This window comes from Paenibacillus rhizoplanae (genome assembly GCF_042684125.1).
Classification (GTDB): Bacteria; Bacillota; Bacilli; order Paenibacillales; family Paenibacillaceae; genus Paenibacillus_AQ; species Paenibacillus_AQ rhizoplanae.
This window is the reverse complement of record NZ_JBHUKY010000033.1, coordinates 193,658-213,671: the sequence shown is the minus strand read 5'-3', so window position 1 is coordinate 213,671 and position 20,014 is coordinate 193,658. Positions and strand designations below refer to the sequence as shown.

The window sequence follows — 20,014 nt, the reverse complement described above, 5'->3', positions numbered from 1 at the left end:
AATAAGAAAAAATTACCTTGCTCCGGAAAAAGGTTTTTGATTTTTAATGGCGAATCTATTATGCTTAGGTGGTGAAAAGTGGGGCAAAGTGGGGAATCGGGATTTAAAGGTGGGGACCAAGCATGTTTATGGGGGAATACCAGCACAGCATTGACGATAAAGGCCGGATTATTATCCCGGCCAAGTTCCGTGACATGCTCGGAACCTCCTTCGTTGCGACCCGCGGCCTGGACTCATGCTTGTTTGTTTATCCCATGGAAGAATGGGGAATCATGGAGCAAAAGCTTAAAAGCCTTTCACTGATGAAATCGGATGCCCGTGCGTTCAGCCGCTTTTTTTTCTCGGGAGCGACTGAGTGTGTATGGGACAAGCAAGGCAGGGTGAATCTGCCGGGTAATCTGCGGCAATATGCCAAGCTGGACAAGGACTGTGTTATTCTGGGCGTTTCGAACCGGGTGGAGATCTGGAACAAGCAGCTATGGGAGCAGTACTTCGAACAGTCAGAAGAATCGTTCAACGAAATCGCCGAGAAATTGGTGGATTTCAATTTTGATCTATAAAACATACCATTTCGAATTACTGCCTTGGAGGGATGCAGCTTGTTTCACCACATCACGGTACTAAAAGAAGAAGCGACAGAAGGGCTGCACATCAAGAAGGATGGCCTATATGTAGACTGTACGCTCGGAGGAGCAGGGCACAGCGCCCTTATCGCATCCAAGCTTAGCGGCGAGGGCCGGCTGATCTGTCTGGATCAGGATGACTGGGCGCTGAACAATGCGAAGGAGAGATTGTCCGTATACGGCGACAAGGTGGTGACCGTCAAGACCAACTTCCGCGATCTGGAGCAGGTTCTCAAGGGACTGCCGTTTGTTCCACAGAAGGACGGAGTTCCTCAAGTAGACGGGATTCTCTTTGATCTGGGGGTATCTTCTCCGCAGTTTGATGAAGGGGAACGCGGATTCAGCTACAATCATGACGCTCCGCTGGATATGCGGATGGACCAGTCGGCACAGCTGACGGCGGCGGATATCGTCAACACCTGGAGTGAGCGGGAAATTGCCAAGGTGCTTTTCCAGTATGGAGAAGAGAAATTCTCACGGCGTATTGCCCGGAAGATTGTTGAGCGCAGGGAAGAACGCCCGGTGGAGAGCACCGGTGAATTGGCCGAACTGATCAAGGAAGGCATTCCTGCGGCTGCAAGAAGGACCGGAGGACATCCGGCCAAGCGGAGTTTTCAGGGGCTGCGGATAGCCGTCAATGATGAGTTGGGTGCTTTTGAGGAAGGACTGCATGCGGCTGTACGCTGTCTGGCGCCTGAGGGAAGGGTATCCGTTATCACCTTTCACTCGCTGGAGGACCGGATCTGCAAGCAGATTTTCAGCAGCTATCTAAGCCGTTGTACTTGTCCGCCTGACCTTCCGTACTGCGTATGCGGTGCCAAAGGTACCTTGAAGCTAATGAACCGCAAGCCCATTGTGCCGGGAGAAGAAGAGCTGGAGCTTAACTCGCGTGCCCGTTCAGCCAAGCTGCGTATCGCTGAGAAATTGTAGATGACGATAAAGGAGAATCAGAGATGGCTTATACCCGCGGAAATTTAGCAGTTCAACCTAAGAGAAAAGAAACGGCAAACCCGCTGTACCGTGAGAAAACGAAAGTTGTCACCAGGCGCAGAGTGCTGCCGCTGCAGGAGAAGCTTTTGTACATGCTGACGCTGGGAGCCTTTATTCTGGTAGCAGCCTCCCTGATCTGGCGTTACGTCCATATTTACGATTTGAATATGCAGGCCCAGAAGCTGGACAGCGCAATTGCCAACAGCAAAAAACAAATTGCAACATTTCAGATGGAGAAGCAGACGCTGGAGCAGACGATCGTCCCGCGGGCGAAGGAAATGGGTTTTGTAGTCCCTTCTGAGGACTCTACCATCTATGTTCCGCTTAGCAGCCAGGCTACTGACAAGGCCGGTAAATAATCAGCGATGAACGGCAATCGCAATAATAGAGGTTGTGAGGTACCTTATGGTTAAGAGAATCAAACTTCGCACGCTGTTTATAGGAGGGTGTATTACCCTCTTTTTTCTTGTTTTAGTCGCCAGAGTATTCTGGATTCAGGTTTTGCAAGGCAAGGAGTGGCAGGAGGCCGCAGCTACGCAGTGGGCGCATACTTCAACCATCAAGGCTGTCCGCGGGGTGATCGAAGACCGTAACGGCAGTGTTCTGGCCAGCGATGTGCCGGCCTACACGGTGGTGGTTAACCCTCAGGTCATTGCCGAGAAAAAGATCGGTGAAGAGGTGATTCAGGGCCTGCATGAGCTATTGAACAAACCGGTGGATGAGCTGAAGAAGCTGGTGGAGGCCAAGGATAAAGACGGGAAATATCTGAAGAACCGCGAGATCCGCAATGAGGGCTGGAAAATCGATGAGGAAATGAAGGGTAAAGTGACGGCTTTTGTAGAGAAGCTTAAGAAAGAACATGATACGCTGGAAACCGGAGTCGGGCTCGTCAGAGAGCAGAAGCGCTATTATCCGAAGGGTTCGCTCGCTGCACATATTCTGGGATATACCGACAGAGACGGCAAAGCGATGATGGGACTGGAAAAGCTCCTGGACAAACAGCTCTCCGGTACGGACGGCCAACTGGATTACCAAAGTGACGGCAAGGGCATCAAGCTGCCCGATTCGAAGGATACGTTCCAGCCTGTGGTGAATGGAAGCAACTACAAGCTGACGATTGACAGCACGATTCAGTTCTATATTGAAGAGGCGATAAAGAAGGCGAATGCCGAGTACCGGCCGAAGTCGATCAGTGTCATTGCCGCCGATCCCAAGACGATGGAGATCCTGGGACTGGCGAATACACCAACCTTTAACCCCAATGAATATTATGACCTCAATCAGGACGCAGCGGGCTTCTTCAACCATGCGATCATGACGAGATTCGAGCCGGGGTCTACATTCAAGATCGTCCCGCTGGCCGGTGCTGTGCAGGAGAAGCTGTTCAATCCGAATGAAAAGTTTCAATCAGGCTCCATCCGGATCAAAGGGTACAGCAAGCCAATCTTCGATATGAACCGGGCCGGATACGGGACGATCACCTTCTTGGAGGGGGTCAAACGGTCCAGTAACGTTGCCTTTGTTAAGTTCGGTTACGAGATGCTGGGCAAGGACAAGTTGCTGAAGTATATCAATGATTTTGGTTTTAGTGAGAAGACAGGAATTGATCTTCCGGGCGAAATCACCGGGCTTGTCAACCCGGACCCGAACCGGGCGGTAGAGAATGCTACACTTGCCTATGGTCACGGCAAGCTGCTGGTGACCCCGATTCAGCAGTTGACCGCTATGGCGGCGATTGCGAACGGCGGCAAGCTGCTGGTGCCGCATGTGGTGAAGGAGGTTACCGATCCGAATACCGGCAAGACCACGGTCACCCAGCCGGAGGTTGTACGTCAGGTGCTCTCAGAGGCAAGCGCACGGGAGACGGGCAGCTATCTGGAACAGGTAGTGGCGGATCAGCAGCACGGAACCGGCAGACATGCTTACATTGAGGGATACCGGGTAGCAGGTAAGACAGGTACTGCGATCAAGCCAGATGGTAAGGGCGGGTATGACCGGGACAAGGTTCGCTCCGCGTTCCTCGGTTACGCACCGGCCAATGATCCGAAGATCGTGGTCTTCGTAACCATTGACGAGCCTGCCGATGCTGCCGGCGGCGGTGCTGCTGCGGGTCCAGTCTTCAAGGATATCGTCTCCCATGCGCTTCCTTATATGGGCGTGCCCAAAGCGGGGGATGTCACAGGTCCTGCCGACAAGAAGACGGTGAAGGCCGAGGCTGTGGTCCAGCGCAAAGCGCCGGATCTGACCGGCAAGACGGTGAAGGCAGCGAGACAACTGCTTATTAATCAGGGCTTTGATTTTGAAGCGGTCGGTCAAGGTGCTAATGTAGTTAGCCAGTATCCTGAGAAAGGCACTGCCTTAACAGCCGGCCAGCGGATCTATCTGTTAAGCGAGCAGGGAGAGAATCTGACGCTTCCTGATCTGCGCGGACAGTCCCTGCGCGATGCGCTGGAGATTCTGAACCTGCTGAAGGTGGGCATCTCCATTGAGGGTGAAGGCTATGTCACAGAGCAGAGTCAGGTCAAGAACAAGGGCAAAACGCAGGTAGCACTGAAGCTAAGTCCTCTTAATGAATATGGAGAGAATATCCCCGTAGCCTTGGCGGGTGACACCGATACGGAAAATGCTGCGGAGTAACGCCTTGGCAGGCTTGTTCTAACCCCTGTTTGTCCCGAATAGTCATGAAGGTAAGAGATCATGTCTATGAGCGAAAGCGGGGAGATCACAATGAAGGTATCAAAAGTCGTAAGCCGGCGGAGAATGCTATGGACGCTGCTGGGACTGGCCGTGTTGTTCGGCGCGCTGGCTGTGCGTCTTGCCTATGTACAGTTAACCCAGGGTGAGAAGCTGAGCGAGAGGGCCGAGGATTTATGGCGGCGGAATATCCCCTTCACCGCCAAACGCGGTGAGATATTGGACAGGGAAGGCGTGGCGCTGGCTTACAATATCAGCTCACCAACGGTTTATGCCATTCCTGTACAGGTGAAGGAGAAGGAACAGACCGCGAAGCGGCTGGCTCCCCTGCTCGGCATGACCGAGGAGAAGCTGGTCACGCTGCTGACCCAAAAGAAAGCCTCAGTGAAACTGCAGCCCGGCGGCCGCAAAATTACGATGGAGCTTGCCGCGAGCATCCGTAATTTGCAGCTGCCGGGCATCGTTGTCGCTGAGGATAACAAACGGTATTATCCCTTCGGGGATCTTGCCGCACATATTCTGGGCTTTACTGGAATCGACAATCAGGGGATTACCGGGATCGAGAGCATCTATGATAAGCTGCTTCAGGGGAGCGCGGGCAATATCTCCTACCTCTCTGATGCCGGAGGCCGGCTGATGCCCGGGTCCTCCGAGAAGTACACCGAGCCGCAGGATGGACTTAGTCTGCAGCTGACCATCGACAAGCAGATTCAATCCATTATGGAACGTGAGCTGGATCAGGCTATGGTGAAGTATCAGGCGCAGGGGGCCTGGTCTATTGCCATGGACCCCCGCAATGGCGAGATTCTGGCGATGGCGAGCCGGCCGGGTTATGAACCGGGGACTTACCAGGAGTACGATGCCGAGGTATATAACCGTAATCTTCCGATCTGGATGACCTATGAACCGGGCTCCACCTTCAAGATCATAACTCTGGCTGCGGCATTGCAGGAGGGGAAGGTGGATCTGCAGCATGAGCATTTTTTCGATCCGGGCTATATTGAGGTAGGAGGAGCGAAGCTGCGCTGCTGGAAGAAGGGCGGACACGGAAGCCAGACCTTCCTTGAAGTGGTCGAGAACTCCTGTAACCCGGGCTTCGTAGCCCTGGGGCAGCGTCTGGGTAAGGATACACTGTTCAAATATATCCGTGATTTCGGCTTCGGGAGCAAGACGGGCATCGATCTGAATGGGGAAGCGAACGGGATTCTGTTCAAGCCGGCCCAGGTGGGCCCGGTGGAGCTGGCGACCACTGCCTTCGGCCAGGGGGTATCCGTCACGCCGATCCAGCAGATTGCTGCAGTATCGGCAGCCATCAACGGCGGCAAGCTGTATACTCCGCATGTGGCCAAGGCCTGGATTAACCCGGATACCGGGAACGTTGTCTCTGAGACCGAACCGGAGGAAGTGCGGCAGGTGATCTCGGAGGAGACCTCAAAGAAAGTGCGGGCTGCCCTTGAGAGCGTGGTTGCCAAAGGCACAGGCCGGCCGGCATTTATTGACGGCTACCGTGTAGGCGGCAAGACAGGGACAGCACAGAAAGTAATCAACGGCCGGTATTCTCCTACGGAGCATATCGTATCCTTTATCGGCTTTGCACCGGCGGATGATCCGCAGATCGTGGTCTATACTGCGGTCGATAACCCGAAGGGAATTCAGTTCGGGGGTGTAGTTGCCGCTCCGATTGTCCAGAATATTCTTGAGGATTCTCTTCTGTACCTCAAGGTTCCTAAGCGTACGGATCAGCTGCCAAGAACTTATAAGTACGGCGAGACCCCCATAGTGACGGTCCCTGATCTTACGGGAGCTACCGTTCAGGATATCTACGAGGACCTGAACATGAATTTCATGCTGGTCCGTTCCGGCTCAGGCAATACCGTGATCAACCAGGCACCGAAGGCCGGGGCAAGAGTAGAGCAGGGCTCCACTATCCGGATTTACATGGGAACGCCAAGTGAACCTTAAGACATATCATATAATGATTTAGATGGATAATTTACCCAAAATATAATGATTTTATGCAGAGTGAGGGATAGGTATGTTAATAAAGGAACTCTCTTCTTGTCTGGCCGCTGCCCGTCTATACGGGGACGGAGACGTAGAAATTTCGGATTTGCAGGCCGATTCACGCAAGGTGGGTGCGGGCGATTTGTTCATCTGTCTGCCCGGACATACGGTGGACGGACATGATTACGCACCGCAGGCTGCCGCCAAGGGCGCGGCTGCCCTGGTCTGTGAACGGAAGCTGGACATTGACCTGCCGCAGATCGTGGTGGATGACTGCCGTTATGCCATGTCTGTGCTGTCCAATGCCTTCTTCAGTTCACCCAGCAGCCGGATGAAGCTGATCGGTATCACCGGCACCAACGGCAAGACGACCACCACTTATCTGATTGAACGGATCATGCAGGATCATGGGGTGAAGACCGGACTGATCGGTACCATCCAGATGCGGTATGACGGTCAGAGCTATCCGATGTCCGGTACGACTCAGGAATCGCTGGAGCTTCAGCGCAGCCTGAATCATATGGCGCTTAAGGGCGTGCAGTGCTGTGTGATGGAAGTATCCTCGCATGCGCTCCAGCAGGGGCGGGTGAAAGGGACCGACTTCCGCACAGCGATCTTTACGAATCTGTCCCAGGATCATCTGGATTACCACCATACGATGGAGGAATACCGCGCAGTGAAGGGCTTGTTCTTCTCGCGGCTCGGCAACGTGATCTCCCCGTGGAAGGAAGAACGCAAATATGCCGTGCTGAATGCCGACGATGAAGCCAGCGCCTATTTTGCCGCCCAGACCGCAGCGGAGGTCATTACATATGGTATCGACAAGGCCGCTAATGTCCGGGCATCGCAAATATCGATCACTTCTAAAGGAACATTTTTCCACGTGGAGACGTTTAAAGGTGAGGCAGATATTTCGCTTCGCATGGTCGGCAAGTTCAACGTCTATAATGCGCTTGCAGCCATTACGGCTGCTACTCTGGAGGATGTGCCGCTTGCGGACATCAAGGCCAGTCTGGAGTCGGTAGCGGGCGTGGACGGCCGGGTCGAATCGGTGGATGCCGGGCAGGATTTCGCAGTCATTGTTGACTATGCGCATACGCCGGACGGTCTGGAGAATGTGCTGAAGGCGGTATGTGAATTCGCAACGGGCAAGGTGCTCACGGTCTTTGGGTGCGGCGGGGACCGCGATACGACCAAACGGCCGCTCATGGGCAAAATAGCTGCCAAATACAGCCACCATGTGCTGGTCACCTCCGACAATCCCCGGACGGAGGACCCGCTGCAGATTCTGGCCGATATTGAGGCGGGTCTGCACGAGGATGGTGTAGCACGTGAACGCTACGAGATGATCCCGGACCGGCGGGAAGCCATCACAAAAGCTATTGAAATGGCAAGCCCCGGCGATGTAGTATTGATTGCGGGGAAAGGTCATGAGACCTATCAGCTGATCAAGGGAGTCGTTCATGATTTCGATGACCGCATCGTTGCCAAAGAAGTGATAAGGGGCCGAAGCTATTGATTATTAGAACATTGAATAATGTCGCGGAAATGTGCGGAGGAGAGCTGTCCTCATCCGAAGCTAAGGATATAGAGATTCAGGGAGTCGTAACCGATTCGCGCAAAATATCGCCGGACTGCCTGTTCGTCCCGCTGGTTGGAGAGAACTTCGACGGCCATCACTATGCGGCCGCTTCCCTGGCGGCGGGAGCTGCCGCTACCCTCTGGCAGAGGGATAAGGGGCCAGCACCCGCAGGCGGCGGGGTTATTCTGGTAGAGGACACTTTAGCGGCACTGCAGAAGCTGTCCTCCGCCTATTTGGCCGAGGTTGCCCCCCGGGTGGTTGCCGTAACGGGAAGCAACGGCAAGACGACGACCAAGGATATGATTACGGCCCTGCTGGAAGTGCAGTACAAGGTACACAAGACTCAAGGCAACTTCAACAATCATATCGGCCTGCCGCTTACGATTCTCTCCATGGACAGTGATGTGGAAATCGCGGTGCTGGAGATGGGCATGAGCTCACGGGGAGAGATCGCCCTGTTATCTCTGCTCGCTTCTCCTGACGTAGCGGTGATTACCAATGTCGGCGAATCCCATCTGCTGCAGCTTGGCTCCCGCAAGGAGATTGCCAGAGCCAAGCTGGAGATTGTGGACGGACTTCAGCCGGGCGGGCTGCTGATCTATAACGGGGATGAGCCGCTGCTTGCCGAGGTTCTGGCAGAGCCAGGCTTCCGTACACCTGAAGGGCTGCAGACCTTCCGCTTCGGGCAGTCGGCTGACAATGATGATTATCCGACCGGCCTGATGACGCACAGCGGGGGGATGACCTTCACCACGCTGCGGCATGGGGAGCGAGCCTTCACCCTTCCGCTGCCGGGACAGCATAATGTAATTAATGCGCTCGCTGCGCTTGCAGTAGCGCGTCATTATAAGGTGACCGATGAGAATATGGCAGAAGGACTAAGAGGCCTCAAGCTGACCGGTATGCGGATTGAGGTTATTCAGGCGGCAAGCGGGCTGGTTCTGCTGAATGATGCCTACAATGCAAGCCCGACCTCCATGAGGGCGGCGATTGATGTGCTGCAGTCCATGAAATGCAGCGGACGCAGAATCGCGGTGCTGGGAGACATGCTGGAACTCGGGCCGGAGGAGCTTCAGTTCCACCGGCAGATCGGCAGCTATCTCGACCCGGCGCTGACGGATGATGTCTTCACCTTCGGCCCGCTGTCAGCACAGCTTGCGGCGGCGGCTTCGGAGCGGTTCGAGGCTGGGCATATCTTTGCTTTTACAGATAAAGAAGCCTTGATCAATGCCTTGACCGCGATGTGCGGCAATGATGATGTTGTGTTGTTCAAAGCATCCAGAGGGATGCGTCTGGAGGAAGTGCTCCACCGCTTGAAAGAACATTCTGAAGTGAATTCTAACTAAAAGGAGGGGTGTACCCATGGATTATCAATTACTTCTGCTGACTATTGCTGTGTCCTTTATCCTTGCGGTCATTGCCGCTCCGCTGATCATACCGCTGCTGCGCCGGCTTAAGCTGGGACAGCAGGTTCGTGACGACGGGCCCCAGACCCATCTGAAAAAGGCGGGAACCCCTACCATGGGCGGAATCATCATCATGGTCGCGTTCACGCTGTCTTTTCTGAAATTCTCGGTGATTAATTCGGATTTCTATGTACTGCTGGCCGCTACACTGGGTTATGGACTCATTGGATTCCTGGATGATTATATCAAAATTGTGTTCAAGCGCTCCCTCGGCCTTACGGCGCGCCAGAAGCTGCTGGGCCAGCTGCTGGTCGGCGTTGTGCTCAGCGTCCTGTTGATCTCTGCCGGGCATAATACGAATATCAGCGTTCCGGGAACCTCCTTCAGCTTTGACTGGGGCCCCTGGTTCTACTATCCGTTCATTGTGCTGATGATGATGGCGGTCACGAATGCCGTTAACTTCACGGACGGTGTGGATGGTCTGCTGTCAGGCGTAAGTGCGATTGCGCTCGCTGCCTTCGCGGTGGTAGCCATGCAGGCAACCTCGATTGCCGCTGGTGTCTGTGCTGCTGCGATGATTGGCGCAGTGCTTGGCTTTCTCGTATTCAATGCCCATCCTGCCAAGGTGTTCATGGGTGATTTCGGCTCCTTCGGGATCGGCGGGGCGATTGGCGCGATTGCGATTGTCACCAAGACCGAGCTGCTCTTTGTGGTGATCGGCGGGGTCTTCGTGGTTGAAATGCTGTCCGTAATTATTCAAGTCGCTTCGTTTAAGACACGCGGCAAACGGGTATTCAGAATGAGCCCGATCCATCATCACTTTGAGCTGGGCGGCTGGTCGGAGTGGCGTGTAGTCGTCTCCTTCTGGGCGGTGGGCCTCGTGCTGGCGGCAGCTGGACTATATCTCATCAAGGGGTTGTAACGAATGAAACATCCGGATCTGTACCGTGGTCAACAGGTGGTCGTCCTGGGGCTCGCCAAAAGCGGCGTCCAGGTGGCCAAGGTGCTGCACGAACACGGCGCTGTGGTGACGGTCAATGATAAAAAGGAAAGAGATCAGAGTCCCGAAGCTTCCGAACTGGAATCTTTGGGAATTTCTGTTATATGCGGCGGGCATCCGGAGAGCCTGATCCACGAGGGCGTGGAGCTGGTTGTCAAGAACCCGGGAATTCCCTATTCGGTCGCTCCGGTACAACAGGCGCTGGAGCTGGGGATTGAGGTGGTGACCGAGGTGGAGGTAGCTTATCATCTCTGCGCTGCCCCGATGATCGGCATCACCGGCTCCAACGGCAAGACCACTACAACGACCTGGGTGGGCCATATGCTGGAGGCAGCGGGGAAGCGCCCCATTGTGGCCGGGAACATAGGAACACCGCTCTCTCAGGCCGCACAGGAGGCTGACGCGGACAACTGGATGGTGGTCGAGTTAAGCAGCTTCCAGCTGAAGGGCACGGAAGCGTTCCGGCCCAGGATTGCTGCCTTGCTGAATGTCGCGGAGACCCACCTGGATTACCATGGGGGCATGGAGGATTATGTAGCCTCCAAATCCAAGCTGTTCGCCAATCAGGGACCGGAGGATACCGCTGTGCTGAACTGGGATGATCCGGTCTGCCGCGAGCTGGTGCCCTATCTGAAGGCTGGAATTCTGCCCTTCTCCATGAACGAGGAGCTGGTGCAGGGCATCTTCGTCCGCCCGTCCTACGTGGAGGATACGGTTGACGAGCTGAAGCGGGTCATTATCTACCGCGATTACACCGGGAGCGAGACCGAAATAGCCGATGTCGATTCTATCGGACTTCCCGGCCGCTTCAATGTGGGAAATGCGCTGGCTGCCTGCGGTATTGCGATTGCCGCAGGGGCGGACCCGGCGGTGCTGGGTCCGGTGCTGGCTTCCTTCCGCGGGGTGGAGCACAGGCTGGAGTATGTAACGGACAAGGCAGGGGCCGCCTATTATAACAATTCCAAGGCTACCAATTCCAAAGCTACCTCCATGGCGCTGGCCTCCTTCCGGAAGCCAGTCATTCTTATCGCCGGGGGCCTGGACCGCGGCTCGGATTATATGGAGCTGCTGCCTGTCCTCGGAGAGAATGTCAAAGCCCTGGTGGCGCTTGGGCAGACCCGGGACAAGCTGGCGGCTGTAGCCCGGCTGGCAGGAGTAAAGACGGTCATCTCCGTCGATAATGGGGAGAGTGCCGCTGCCGTGCTGGAGCAAGCTGTGCGGGAGGCTTCCGCCTTGGCGGAAGCCGGGGATGTAGTTCTCCTGTCCCCTGCCTGCGCCAGCTGGGATATGTTTACCTCCTATGAGGAGCGCGGGCGTATTTTTAAAGAGGCGGTGCATAACCTTTAAGTAGGGGGGTGGATAAGCCCCTACTACGGATGCAAGAGGTGTGCTCCTGATGAACAAATCCCGTCATGCGCCCGATATCTGGCTGCTGCTTCCGATACTGGCTTTACTGGCTATCGGTATGGTAATGGTATACAGTGCCGGGTCCGTTCTGGGCTTCCGCAATTATGGCGATTCGTTTTATTTTGTCAAAAGACAGCTGCTGTTCGCAGGCCTTGGCCTCATCGCGATGTTCATTACGGCGAACACCGATTATCTGGTGCTGAAGAAGTTCGCCCGGCCGCTCTTGCTGGTGTGCTTCTTCCTGCTGGTACTGGTGTTGATTCCAGGCATCGGAGTGGTGCGCGGCGGTGCGCGCAGCTGGATCGGCATCAGCTCCTTCGGCATTCAGCCCTCTGAATTCATGAAGATGGGGATGATCCTCTTCCTGGCCAAGTGGCTCGGAACCGAGGAGTATGACATCTCCAGCTTCATGCGCGGGCTGCTTCCGCCGCTTGCGCTGATCGGCTCCGCGTTCGCGCTGATTATGCTGCAGCCGGATCTCGGCACAGGCACTGTCATGTTCGGTGCGGCCCTGATGATGGTCTTCACAGCGGGAGCGCGGATGAAGCATCTGCTCTCCCTCGGTGCGCTGGGGCTGGCCGGGTTCGCCGGGCTCATTGCCGCTGCGCCTTACCGGCTGCAGCGGATCACCGCTTTCCTGGACCCCTGGTCCGATCCGCTGGGCGCCGGGTATCAGATCATCCAGTCGCTCTATGCGGTGGGTCCCGGCGGGCTGGGCGGACTGGGCTTCGGGATGAGCCGGCAAAAGTATAGCTACGTCCCGGAGCCGCAGACTGATTTTATTTTCTCAATATTGGCCGAGGAGCTGGGATTCATCGGGGGGCTGGCCGTGCTGCTGCTGTTCCTGCTGCTGATCTGGCGCGGAATGAAGGTTGCCATGAGCCTGCCGGACCGCTTCGGCAGCTATCTTGCCGTAGGCATCGTCTGTATGGTGGCGGTTCAGGTGGTGATTAACATCGGTGTAGTGATCGGCCTGATTCCGGTAACGGGCATCACGCTTCCGCTGATCAGCTACGGCGGCTCATCGCTGACCCTGATGCTCACTGCTCTTGGTATTCTGCTTAATTTATCCCGTTATGCGAGGTGAAAGACATGCGTATTGTACTTAGCGGCGGCGGCACGGGAGGACATATCTATCCTGCCGTAGCCGTAGCCAGACAACTGGAATCCGAAGATGCGGATTCTGTCTTCCTGTATATTGGAGGCAAGCGTGGACTGGAGAGCAAGCTGGTTCCCCAGGAGAATCTGCCTTTCCGGGCAATTGATATTACAGGTTTCCGCCGTAAGCTGTCGATGGATAATGTGAAGACGGTCATGCGCTTCCTGAAGGGGGTCAAAGCCTCCAAGGCGATGCTGCGCGAATTCAAGCCTGATGTGGTAGTCGGTACCGGAGGGTATGTCTGCGGACCTGTAGTGTATGCAGCCTCCCGGCTCGGCATCCCGACACTGATCCATGAACAGAACGCGATTCCGGGACTGACCAACCGTTTTCTCAGCCGGTATGCCAGCACGGTTGCCGTGAGCTTTGAAGGTACAGAGTCAGCTTTTCCCGGGGCCAAGAATGTAATCTATACGGGCAATCCCCGGGCCACTACGGTCATGACGGCGAACCCGCAGCGCGGCTTCGCTTCCCTCGGCATTCCTGAAGGAAGCTCGGTTGTACTGGTCGTCGGAGGAAGCGGAGGGGCCAAGGCGATTAACCGCGCCATGATTGAAATGGCTTCATTTGTGGGTAAGGGTAATAATGTCCACTATGTGTATGTCACCGGAGAGTCTTACTTCGAGGATACACGCAAGGCGGTGCGCGAGCAGCTGGGCGGGTTACCGAACTGGCTGCATGTCCTCCCGTACGTTCACAATATGCCTGAGGTGCTGGCTTGCACTTCCCTGATCGTGAACCGGGCAGGCGCCTCCTTTCTTGCAGAGATTACCGCGCTTGGCATACCCTCTGTCCTTATTCCGTCTCCCAATGTGACCAACAACCATCAGGAAGCCAACGCCAGAGCGCTGGAAGGTGAAGGCGCGGCAGTAGTGCTGCTTGAGAAGGATCTGAGCGGTGAGGCGCTGTTCACTGCGGTTCAGAAGATCATCGGGACGGATACGCTGCACCGCAGCATGTCGGAGGCCTCAAGACGCCTTGGCAAAAGAGATTCCGCCTCCCTTGTGGTCACCGAGCTCCGCAGGCTGGCTGCAGGACGGAGACGCTAGAATCCGGGCTTACATTGTCACACACATGGAGCTCCGAACATAGGATGATCCTATAATCGTGACAATCACCCAGAGCGCTTCTTGGTGTCTGGAACCCGGAAGCGGAGACCCTTCCGGTCAATCCCTAAAGACAGAGGTGCAGGAAGTGCTTACGGTGGGTGAGCGGTAATCTCGGAGGTGATACATTGGACAAATTGGTGATTGAGGGTGGAAATCCCCTGTCAGGCACCATACGTATCCATGGAGCAAAAAATGCAGCACTGCCGATTCTGGCAGCAAGCCTGCTGGCCGAAGGAGTTCACTCACTGCATAATGTGCCGAAGCTGCTGGACATCGAAACGATGCTGCATATCCTGGAGCGGCTGGGCTGCAGGACGGTGCATGAAGAGGAAAGAGTAACCGTGGATACGTCATTTCTGCTGACCTCTCATGTTCCGGAGGACCTGATGCGGCAGATGAGATCCTCCATCTTCCTGATGGGACCGCTTCTGGCTAAGTTCGGGGAAGTGACAATCTATCAGCCGGGAGGCTGCGCCATCGGAGAGCGCAAGATCGACCTCCATCTGCAGGGCTTGAAGCTGCTCGGGGCAGAGATTGAGGAGACAGCTGGCCGGATCTGCTGTCGGGCTGACAGGCTGAGAGGCTGTGATATCCATCTGGATTATCCTAGCGTAGGTGCCACGGAGAATATCATGATGGCTGCGGCCATGGCCGAGGGCACGACCACCGTCTCTGGAGCGGCGAGAGAGCCGGAGATCCAGGATCTGCAGAACTTCCTCAATGCGATGGGGGCACAGATTATCGGCGCAGGAACGGATACGATCACCATTCAGGGTGTCCGCAAGCTCCATCCCTGCAGCTATGAGGTGATTCCCGACCGGATTGTTGCCGGAACCGTGATGATCGCTGCTGCCGCCACGCGGGGCAATGTGACGCTGACCCACACCAATGCAGGACATTTGACCTCCCTGATCCATATCCTGAGGCGCGCCGGTGTTCAAATTACAGTGTGCAATGATATAATTAATATCAGCTGTATGGGACGTCCCCGTGCGGTAGAGCGAATTGTAACCTCTCCGTATCCGTCTTTTCCTACAGATCTGCAATCCCAGGTTATGGTTCTATTGTCCCTGGCGGACGGATTCAGTGTGATCAAGGAAACGGTTTTTGAGGGGCGCTTCAAGCATGTGGAGGAGATGGCCCGCATGGGAGCCGATATCTCCATTGATCTCAACAGGGCCTTCATACGCGGCGTTCAGCGGTTGTATGGGGCAACGGTTGAAGCCACTGACCTGCGGGCAGGAGCGGCCCTGGTGATCGCCGGGCTTGCTGCTCAGGGAACCACCATCGTAGAGCAGGCGCATCATATTGACCGGGGATATGACGGCATCGAGTTACTGTTTCAGAAGCTGGGGGCACGCATCAGCCGCAAGGTGCCTGTGCCGGACCCTATGGATATGGCCAATTAAAGCTCCCTGTCTCCTTCGGTAGAACCGTGAAGGAAGGAGACAGGGCCTTATTACGGAGATATGAGAATGCCAAAAACGCGAATACCTCTTTTGAAAGAGGACAAGCCTAGCAAGAGAAAAAACCGTAAAATCATCATCATTCTGGCTCTGCTGTTTACTGCGCTCCTGGCTGTCATCTTCTTCCGTTCGTCGATCAGCAAGATTACGGCCATTCAAATGCAGGGGGATAAATATACATCCCGTGAGCAGCTCCTGGCTGCAAGCGGCCTGAAGATCGGCGGACAGTTCTTCGCAGTCTCCGGAGATTCCGTGGGGAAGGCGCTGGAGGAGCTGGACACTGTGCAGGAGGCGCAAGTAAGCAAGAAGTTCCCCGGTGTGGTTACGATCACTGTGAAGGAGTACCCGGCGGTTGCCTATGAACTGGACCAGACAGGCGTACTGGAAGCTATTCTGTCGAGCGGGGCCGCCGTCTCTGTGACGGATACCGGAATTGCCGTGGAGAAGCCCATATTGACCAACTGGAAGGCTGACGATCCATATAAGACCAAGCTGTGCCAGGCGCTGGCCGGAATTCCGAATGAGCTGACCAGTGATATATCGGAGATTGTGCCTTCCCCGACGTTGTCTTTTCCGGACCGGATCAAGCTTTACACACGTTCACGCTTTGAGGTCATTACGGCAATTTCACTGCTGAAGGATAAAGTAGGCTATTTGAATCAGGTGATCTTGACGGAAGAGCCGGGACTTATCAAAATGCTGGAGGCGGATTCCTATGTTCCGTTTCATAGTGAAGCCGGGGACACCGGGGAAGACGCAGAACCTGGGGAGTAAATAGTCCCTACTAATAGAGTGGAAAAAATGCTACAATCTGTTTTACGGGCAATAAAGCAATATCCCTCTTTTTTCTGCGGATTTTTTGAGATGCATTGCAGGATATAGCCGCTATTCTCTTGTTTTCCTTATTTGAATGTCAGGTGCTGATCCCGCGAAGCGGAGGGCGCCTGTCTGCACGTGAATACCTTGTCATATTATTCCTCTCAAAAAATTTGTTGAAAAAAGAGGGAAAGGATTAGGAATGTTGAATATGTACAGAGATGTTTCCCGCGACCGGGATCAAAGGTTGTTTATTATGATTATAACAGGAGGTGCCATAGGGCTTGAGCAACAATGACATCATTGTTAGTTTGGACATCGGTACATCCAAAGTTCGGGCAATAATCGGGGAAGTTACTAGTGGAACCTTCAATATTATTGGCGTTGGATCTGCTGATTCGGAAGGGATACGCAAGGGTGCGATTGTAGACATCGATCAGACTGTGCAATCGATCAAGAGTGCCGTAGAGCATGCGGAGCAAATGGTCGGTATTCAAATATCCGAGGTGTATGTCGGCATATCCGGCAATCATATCGGCCTGCAATCCAGCCACGGCGTAGTTGCCGTTCAGAATGAAGATCGTGAGATCGGCGAAGATGATATCGACCGTGTAATCAAGGCTGCGGAGGTTATAGCACTCCCGCCGGAACGCGAGGTCATTGATGTTGTCGCCAAGCAGTACATCGTCGACGGCCTTGAAGGCATTCAGGACCCGCGCGGAATGATCGGCGTTCGCCTGGAAGTGGAGGCTACGATCATCACCGGTGCCAAGACTCCCATACATAATCTGCTCCGCTGCGTGGAGAAATCAGGTCTGAAGGTTAAAGATCTTGTCCTTATGTCTCTCGGGGCTGGCGGATTAGCGCTCTCCAAAGATGAGAAATCGATGGGGGCTGTACTGGTCGATATTGGCGCCGGTCAAGCAACAATAGCCGTATATGAAGAAGGTTCCCTAAGTGCAACCTCCACGATTCCGATCGGAGGAGAATTCATAACCAATGACATTGCTTACGGACTGCGTACACTTACCGATCAGGCCGAGAAGGTCAAGCTGAAATACGGCTGTGCCTGGATCGACGATGCCGCTTCAGAGGTCGTCTTCAAGGTTCTGCGTATTGGCAGCAATGTGGAGAAGGAGTTCAACCAGGAGGATCTGGCAGCGATTATCGAGCCGAGAGTCCAGGAAATCTTCCATCTGATCCGTCAGGAAGTAAAGCGGCTTGGTTATACGGAGCTTCCCGGAGGTTATATACTTACAGGTGGCACAGTTTCGATGCCCGGGGTGCTTAAGGTAGCCCAGAACGAGCTGGCAGCCTCCGTACGGATTGCCGTACCGGATTATATTGGAGTACGCGACCCCGGCTTCACTGGCGGCGTAGGCATCCTTCATAATGTTGTGCGTAACTACCGTGGACGAAGCAGCGGCGGAAGTGCCAACAAGAAGACCGTTAACCGCAGCAAGCAGAGCACAGCGCCGGTTCAGGATTCTTCCAAGAAGCCTGGTCTGGTGGAACGACTAAAGAATATGTTTAGCGAGTTCATATAAGTGTAATCCAGATATACTTGGACTGGCCATCCAAGCACTACTCAAGGGGGAGATGGAAACAATATGTTGGAATTTGATTTTGAAATGGAGAGCTTGGCTCAAATAAAAGTCATCGGCGTCGGCGGCGGCGGAAGCAATGCTGTGAACCGGATGATTGAAAATGGCGTTCAGGGTGTTGAGTTCATCACAGTTAATACAGATGCCCAAGCGCTGCATATGGCCAAATCGGAGCATAAATTACAAATCGGGGATAAATTGACCCGCGGACTTGGCGCAGGAGCGAATCCTGAGGTTGGTAAGAAGGCGGCAGAGGAATCCCGTGATTTGATCTCGAATACGCTGAAGGGTGCGGATATGGTCTTCGTGACCGCAGGCATGGGCGGCGGTACCGGAACAGGTGCAGCGCCTGTCATTGCCGAAATCGCCAGAGAGTGCGGCGCATTGACGGTAGGCGTCGTGACCCGCCCGTTCACTTTTGAAGGCAGAAAACGTGCCAACCAGGCAGAGCTTGGAATCGAAGCGCTCAAGGAAAAGGTTGATACGCTGATTGTGATTCCGAATGACCGCCTCCTGGAGATTGTGGATAAGAAGACCCCAATGCTGGAAGCTTTCCGTGAAGCGGACAATGTGCTCCGTCAAGCGGTACAAGGTATCTCCGACCTGATTCAGGTTCCGGGCCTAATCAACCTTGACTTTGCCGATGTGAAGACCATTATGACAGAGCGCGGTTCAGCGCTTATGGGCATCGGGATTGCCACCGGTGAGAACCGTGCGTCTGAGGCGGCCCGCAAGGCGATCATGAGCCCGCTGCTTGAAACCTCCATCGAAGGGGCACGCGGTGTCATTATGAACATTACAGGCGGCTCTAACCTCTCCCTGTACGAAGTGAATGAAGCTGCCGAGATTGTTACCTCTGCTTCGGACCCTGAAGTGAATATGATCTTCGGTGCCATTATCGAAGAGAGTATGAAGGACGAGATCAAGGTTACGGTTATTGCGACCGGCTTTGAACACAAGCCTTCTCCAATAGCCCCTGTACGCCGCCCTGCGGCAAACAGCGAACCGGCTGCTGATAAGAGCAAGAGTGAGAATCTTCGTCCGTTCGGGAATCAGACAAGCTCTGATCAGCTGGATATTCCGACCTTCCTGCGTAACCGGACACGCGGCAATAATGATTAAGAGCCATTAATAGCATAGACTGTTACGGAAGCACCGTATCACGCAGCTTTGAACTGCGGGGTATGGTGTTTTTTTGTTTTTCAGGCTGTATAATAACGATAACGGGAGACGATACCATGGAAATGCTGGACCCCCGGGTGGATTTTGTATTTAAGCGGATTTTTGCAAGCGAAGGCAACAAGGATGTACTGCTCGCTTTTCTGAACCAAATATTCTTGGATGCGGGCGATCTTCCGCTGGAGGAAGTGGTGCTGCTCAATCCCTATACGGATAAGGATGATCCGCTGGATAAGCAGGCGATATTTGATATATGGGCCAAGACGGCTGACGGCAAGCTGATCAACATTGAGATGCAGCTGTTCAACAAATATGATATTGAGAAACGCACGTTGTATTATTGGAGCAAGCGTTATGCCGGGCAGCTTCAGGTCAGCGGGAAATATACCGAGCTGAAGAAATGCGTGACGATTAACATTCTGAATTACAAGGTGCTCCCGAATGAACATACACACAGTGTATTTCATTTGCGGGAGGACAGCAGCGGAGCGCCGCTGACAGACGATATCGAGATTCATTTCCTGGAGCTGCCCAAGCTGAACCAGCCGGTTACGCCCGGCGCGGGCGGCCTTGTGAACTGGCTGCTGTTCCTGAAAGGGATTGACTACTCTGATTGGGAGGTGCTGCAAATGAATGAGCCAGCCTTGAAGAAGGCGATGGAGACGCTGGAATTTCTGAGCCAGGATTCAGAAGCCCGCCGTAAATATGAGGACCGCCAGAAGTTTCTGATGGACGAAGCCTCGCAGCGGGATGGTGCGCTGAGAGAAGGCTTCGCTAAGGGAGTGGCGGAAGGCACTGCGAAGGGTGAACTTGAGGCCAAGCGGATAATAGCAAAGAATCTCCTGTCTATGGGAATGGATCGTGCTTCAGTACAGAAAGCAACCGGATTAACTGAAGAAGAGTTGAAATCTATCAACAATTAAATACATCACGTATGAAGCCAGCCGCTTAGGGTTGGCTTTTATTATTGTGCGC

16 protein-coding genes are annotated in these 20,014 nt (G+C 54.4%); all 16 read left to right on the top strand.

Annotation, left to right across the window (positions count from 1 at the left end; all coding sequences use genetic code 11):
- Positions 1 to 122: 122 nt before the first annotated feature.
- A complete protein-coding gene (gene mraZ / locus ACFSX3_RS19835; RefSeq protein ID WP_209987962.1) occupies positions 123 to 560 on the top strand; it encodes a division/cell wall cluster transcriptional repressor MraZ in 438 nt (145 codons plus the stop codon).
- Positions 561 to 599: 39 nt separating this feature from the next.
- The gene (gene rsmH / locus ACFSX3_RS19830) at positions 600 to 1,553 is read left to right on the top strand and encodes a 16S rRNA (cytosine(1402)-N(4))-methyltransferase RsmH (protein ID WP_209987964.1); all 954 of its coding nucleotides are present in this window, start codon (positions 600 to 602) and stop codon (positions 1,551 to 1,553) included.
- A 23-nt stretch (positions 1,554 to 1,576) separates the two neighbouring features.
- Positions 1,577 to 1,972 (top strand): hypothetical protein, encoded by a 396-nt coding sequence (locus tag ACFSX3_RS19825; RefSeq protein WP_209987967.1) that lies wholly within the window; start codon positions 1,577 to 1,579, stop codon positions 1,970 to 1,972.
- 46 nt (positions 1,973 to 2,018) lie between these two features.
- Positions 2,019 to 4,250 carry a penicillin-binding transpeptidase domain-containing protein gene (locus ACFSX3_RS19820; protein ID WP_209987970.1) on the top strand — a complete coding sequence of 744 codons (2,232 nt, stop codon included), beginning with the start codon at positions 2,019 to 2,021 and terminating at the stop codon, positions 4,248 to 4,250.
- A gap of 90 nt (positions 4,251 to 4,340) precedes the next feature.
- The gene (locus ACFSX3_RS19815) at positions 4,341 to 6,269 is read left to right on the top strand and encodes a stage V sporulation protein D (RefSeq protein ID WP_209988507.1); all 1,929 of its coding nucleotides are present in this window, start codon (positions 4,341 to 4,343) and stop codon (positions 6,267 to 6,269) included.
- Between the two features lie 73 nt (positions 6,270 to 6,342).
- On the top strand, positions 6,343 to 7,830 hold the full coding sequence (locus ACFSX3_RS19810; protein ID WP_209987973.1) for a UDP-N-acetylmuramoyl-L-alanyl-D-glutamate--2,6-diaminopimelate ligase: 1,488 nt from the start codon (positions 6,343 to 6,345) through the stop codon (positions 7,828 to 7,830).
- Complete coding sequence (locus tag ACFSX3_RS19805) at positions 7,827 to 9,239, top strand: UDP-N-acetylmuramoyl-tripeptide--D-alanyl-D-alanine ligase (RefSeq protein ID WP_209987975.1); 1,413 nt, start codon at positions 7,827 to 7,829, stop codon at positions 9,237 to 9,239. The genes ACFSX3_RS19810 and ACFSX3_RS19805 overlap by 4 nt, the downstream gene beginning before the upstream one ends.
- Positions 9,240 to 9,255: 16 nt before the next feature.
- Entirely contained in the window at positions 9,256 to 10,221 is a 966-nt protein-coding gene (gene mraY / locus ACFSX3_RS19800; protein WP_209987978.1) for a phospho-N-acetylmuramoyl-pentapeptide-transferase, read from the top strand.
- 3 nt (positions 10,222 to 10,224) lie between these two features.
- Complete coding sequence (murD, locus tag ACFSX3_RS19795; RefSeq protein WP_209987981.1) at positions 10,225 to 11,646, top strand: UDP-N-acetylmuramoyl-L-alanine--D-glutamate ligase; 1,422 nt, start codon at positions 10,225 to 10,227, stop codon at positions 11,644 to 11,646.
- 49 nt (positions 11,647 to 11,695) lie between these two features.
- Positions 11,696 to 12,793: a stage V sporulation protein E gene (gene spoVE, locus ACFSX3_RS19790; RefSeq protein ID WP_209987984.1), complete on the top strand. Its 1,098-nt coding sequence runs from the start codon at positions 11,696 to 11,698 to the stop codon at positions 12,791 to 12,793.
- Positions 12,794 to 12,798: 5 nt separating this feature from the next.
- Positions 12,799 to 13,914: an undecaprenyldiphospho-muramoylpentapeptide beta-N-acetylglucosaminyltransferase gene (gene murG, locus ACFSX3_RS19785; protein ID WP_209987988.1), complete on the top strand. Its 1,116-nt coding sequence runs from the start codon at positions 12,799 to 12,801 to the stop codon at positions 13,912 to 13,914.
- A gap of 185 nt (positions 13,915 to 14,099) precedes the next feature.
- Complete coding sequence (gene murA / locus ACFSX3_RS19780; RefSeq protein WP_209987992.1) at positions 14,100 to 15,383, top strand: UDP-N-acetylglucosamine 1-carboxyvinyltransferase; 1,284 nt, start codon at positions 14,100 to 14,102, stop codon at positions 15,381 to 15,383.
- A 66-nt stretch (positions 15,384 to 15,449) separates the two neighbouring features.
- Complete coding sequence (locus tag ACFSX3_RS19775) at positions 15,450 to 16,214, top strand: cell division protein FtsQ/DivIB (protein ID WP_209988511.1); 765 nt, start codon at positions 15,450 to 15,452, stop codon at positions 16,212 to 16,214.
- 326 nt (positions 16,215 to 16,540) lie between these two features.
- The gene (gene ftsA / locus ACFSX3_RS19770) at positions 16,541 to 17,803 is read left to right on the top strand and encodes a cell division protein FtsA (protein WP_209987995.1); all 1,263 of its coding nucleotides are present in this window, start codon (positions 16,541 to 16,543) and stop codon (positions 17,801 to 17,803) included.
- Between the two features lie 63 nt (positions 17,804 to 17,866).
- Positions 17,867 to 18,982, top strand: coding sequence for a cell division protein FtsZ (ftsZ, locus tag ACFSX3_RS19765; RefSeq protein WP_209987998.1), 1,116 nt, complete (start codon positions 17,867 to 17,869; stop codon positions 18,980 to 18,982).
- A 116-nt stretch (positions 18,983 to 19,098) separates the two neighbouring features.
- The gene (locus ACFSX3_RS19760; protein ID WP_209988001.1) at positions 19,099 to 19,962 is read left to right on the top strand and encodes an Rpn family recombination-promoting nuclease/putative transposase; all 864 of its coding nucleotides are present in this window, start codon (positions 19,099 to 19,101) and stop codon (positions 19,960 to 19,962) included.
- Positions 19,963 to 20,014: the final 52 nt, after the last annotated feature.

Bases quoted from the DNA above. Each gene is read 5' to 3' on its own strand.
- murD (WP_209987981.1), top strand. From the start codon at position 10,225: ATGAAACATCCGGATCTGTACCGTGGTCAACAGGTGGTCGTCCTGGGG.
- ACFSX3_RS19760 (WP_209988001.1), top strand. From the start codon at position 19,099: ATGGAAATGCTGGACCCCCGGGTGGATTTTGTATTTAAGCGGATTTTT.
- ACFSX3_RS19820 (WP_209987970.1), top strand. From the start codon at position 2,019: ATGGTTAAGAGAATCAAACTTCGCACGCTGTTTATAGGAGGGTGTATT.
- ACFSX3_RS19825 (WP_209987967.1), top strand. From the start codon at position 1,577: ATGGCTTATACCCGCGGAAATTTAGCAGTTCAACCTAAGAGAAAAGAA.
- ACFSX3_RS19775 (WP_209988511.1), top strand. From the start codon at position 15,450: ATGCCAAAAACGCGAATACCTCTTTTGAAAGAGGACAAGCCTAGCAAG.
- mraZ (WP_209987962.1), top strand. From the start codon at position 123: ATGTTTATGGGGGAATACCAGCACAGCATTGACGATAAAGGCCGGATT.
- murG (WP_209987988.1), top strand. From the start codon at position 12,799: ATGCGTATTGTACTTAGCGGCGGCGGCACGGGAGGACATATCTATCCT.
- ACFSX3_RS19815 (WP_209988507.1), top strand. From the start codon at position 4,341: ATGAAGGTATCAAAAGTCGTAAGCCGGCGGAGAATGCTATGGACGCTG.
- ACFSX3_RS19810 (WP_209987973.1), top strand. From the start codon at position 6,343: ATGTTAATAAAGGAACTCTCTTCTTGTCTGGCCGCTGCCCGTCTATAC.
- ftsZ (WP_209987998.1), top strand. From the start codon at position 17,867: ATGTTGGAATTTGATTTTGAAATGGAGAGCTTGGCTCAAATAAAAGTC.
- spoVE (WP_209987984.1), top strand. From the start codon at position 11,696: ATGAACAAATCCCGTCATGCGCCCGATATCTGGCTGCTGCTTCCGATA.
- mraY (WP_209987978.1), top strand. From the start codon at position 9,256: ATGGATTATCAATTACTTCTGCTGACTATTGCTGTGTCCTTTATCCTT.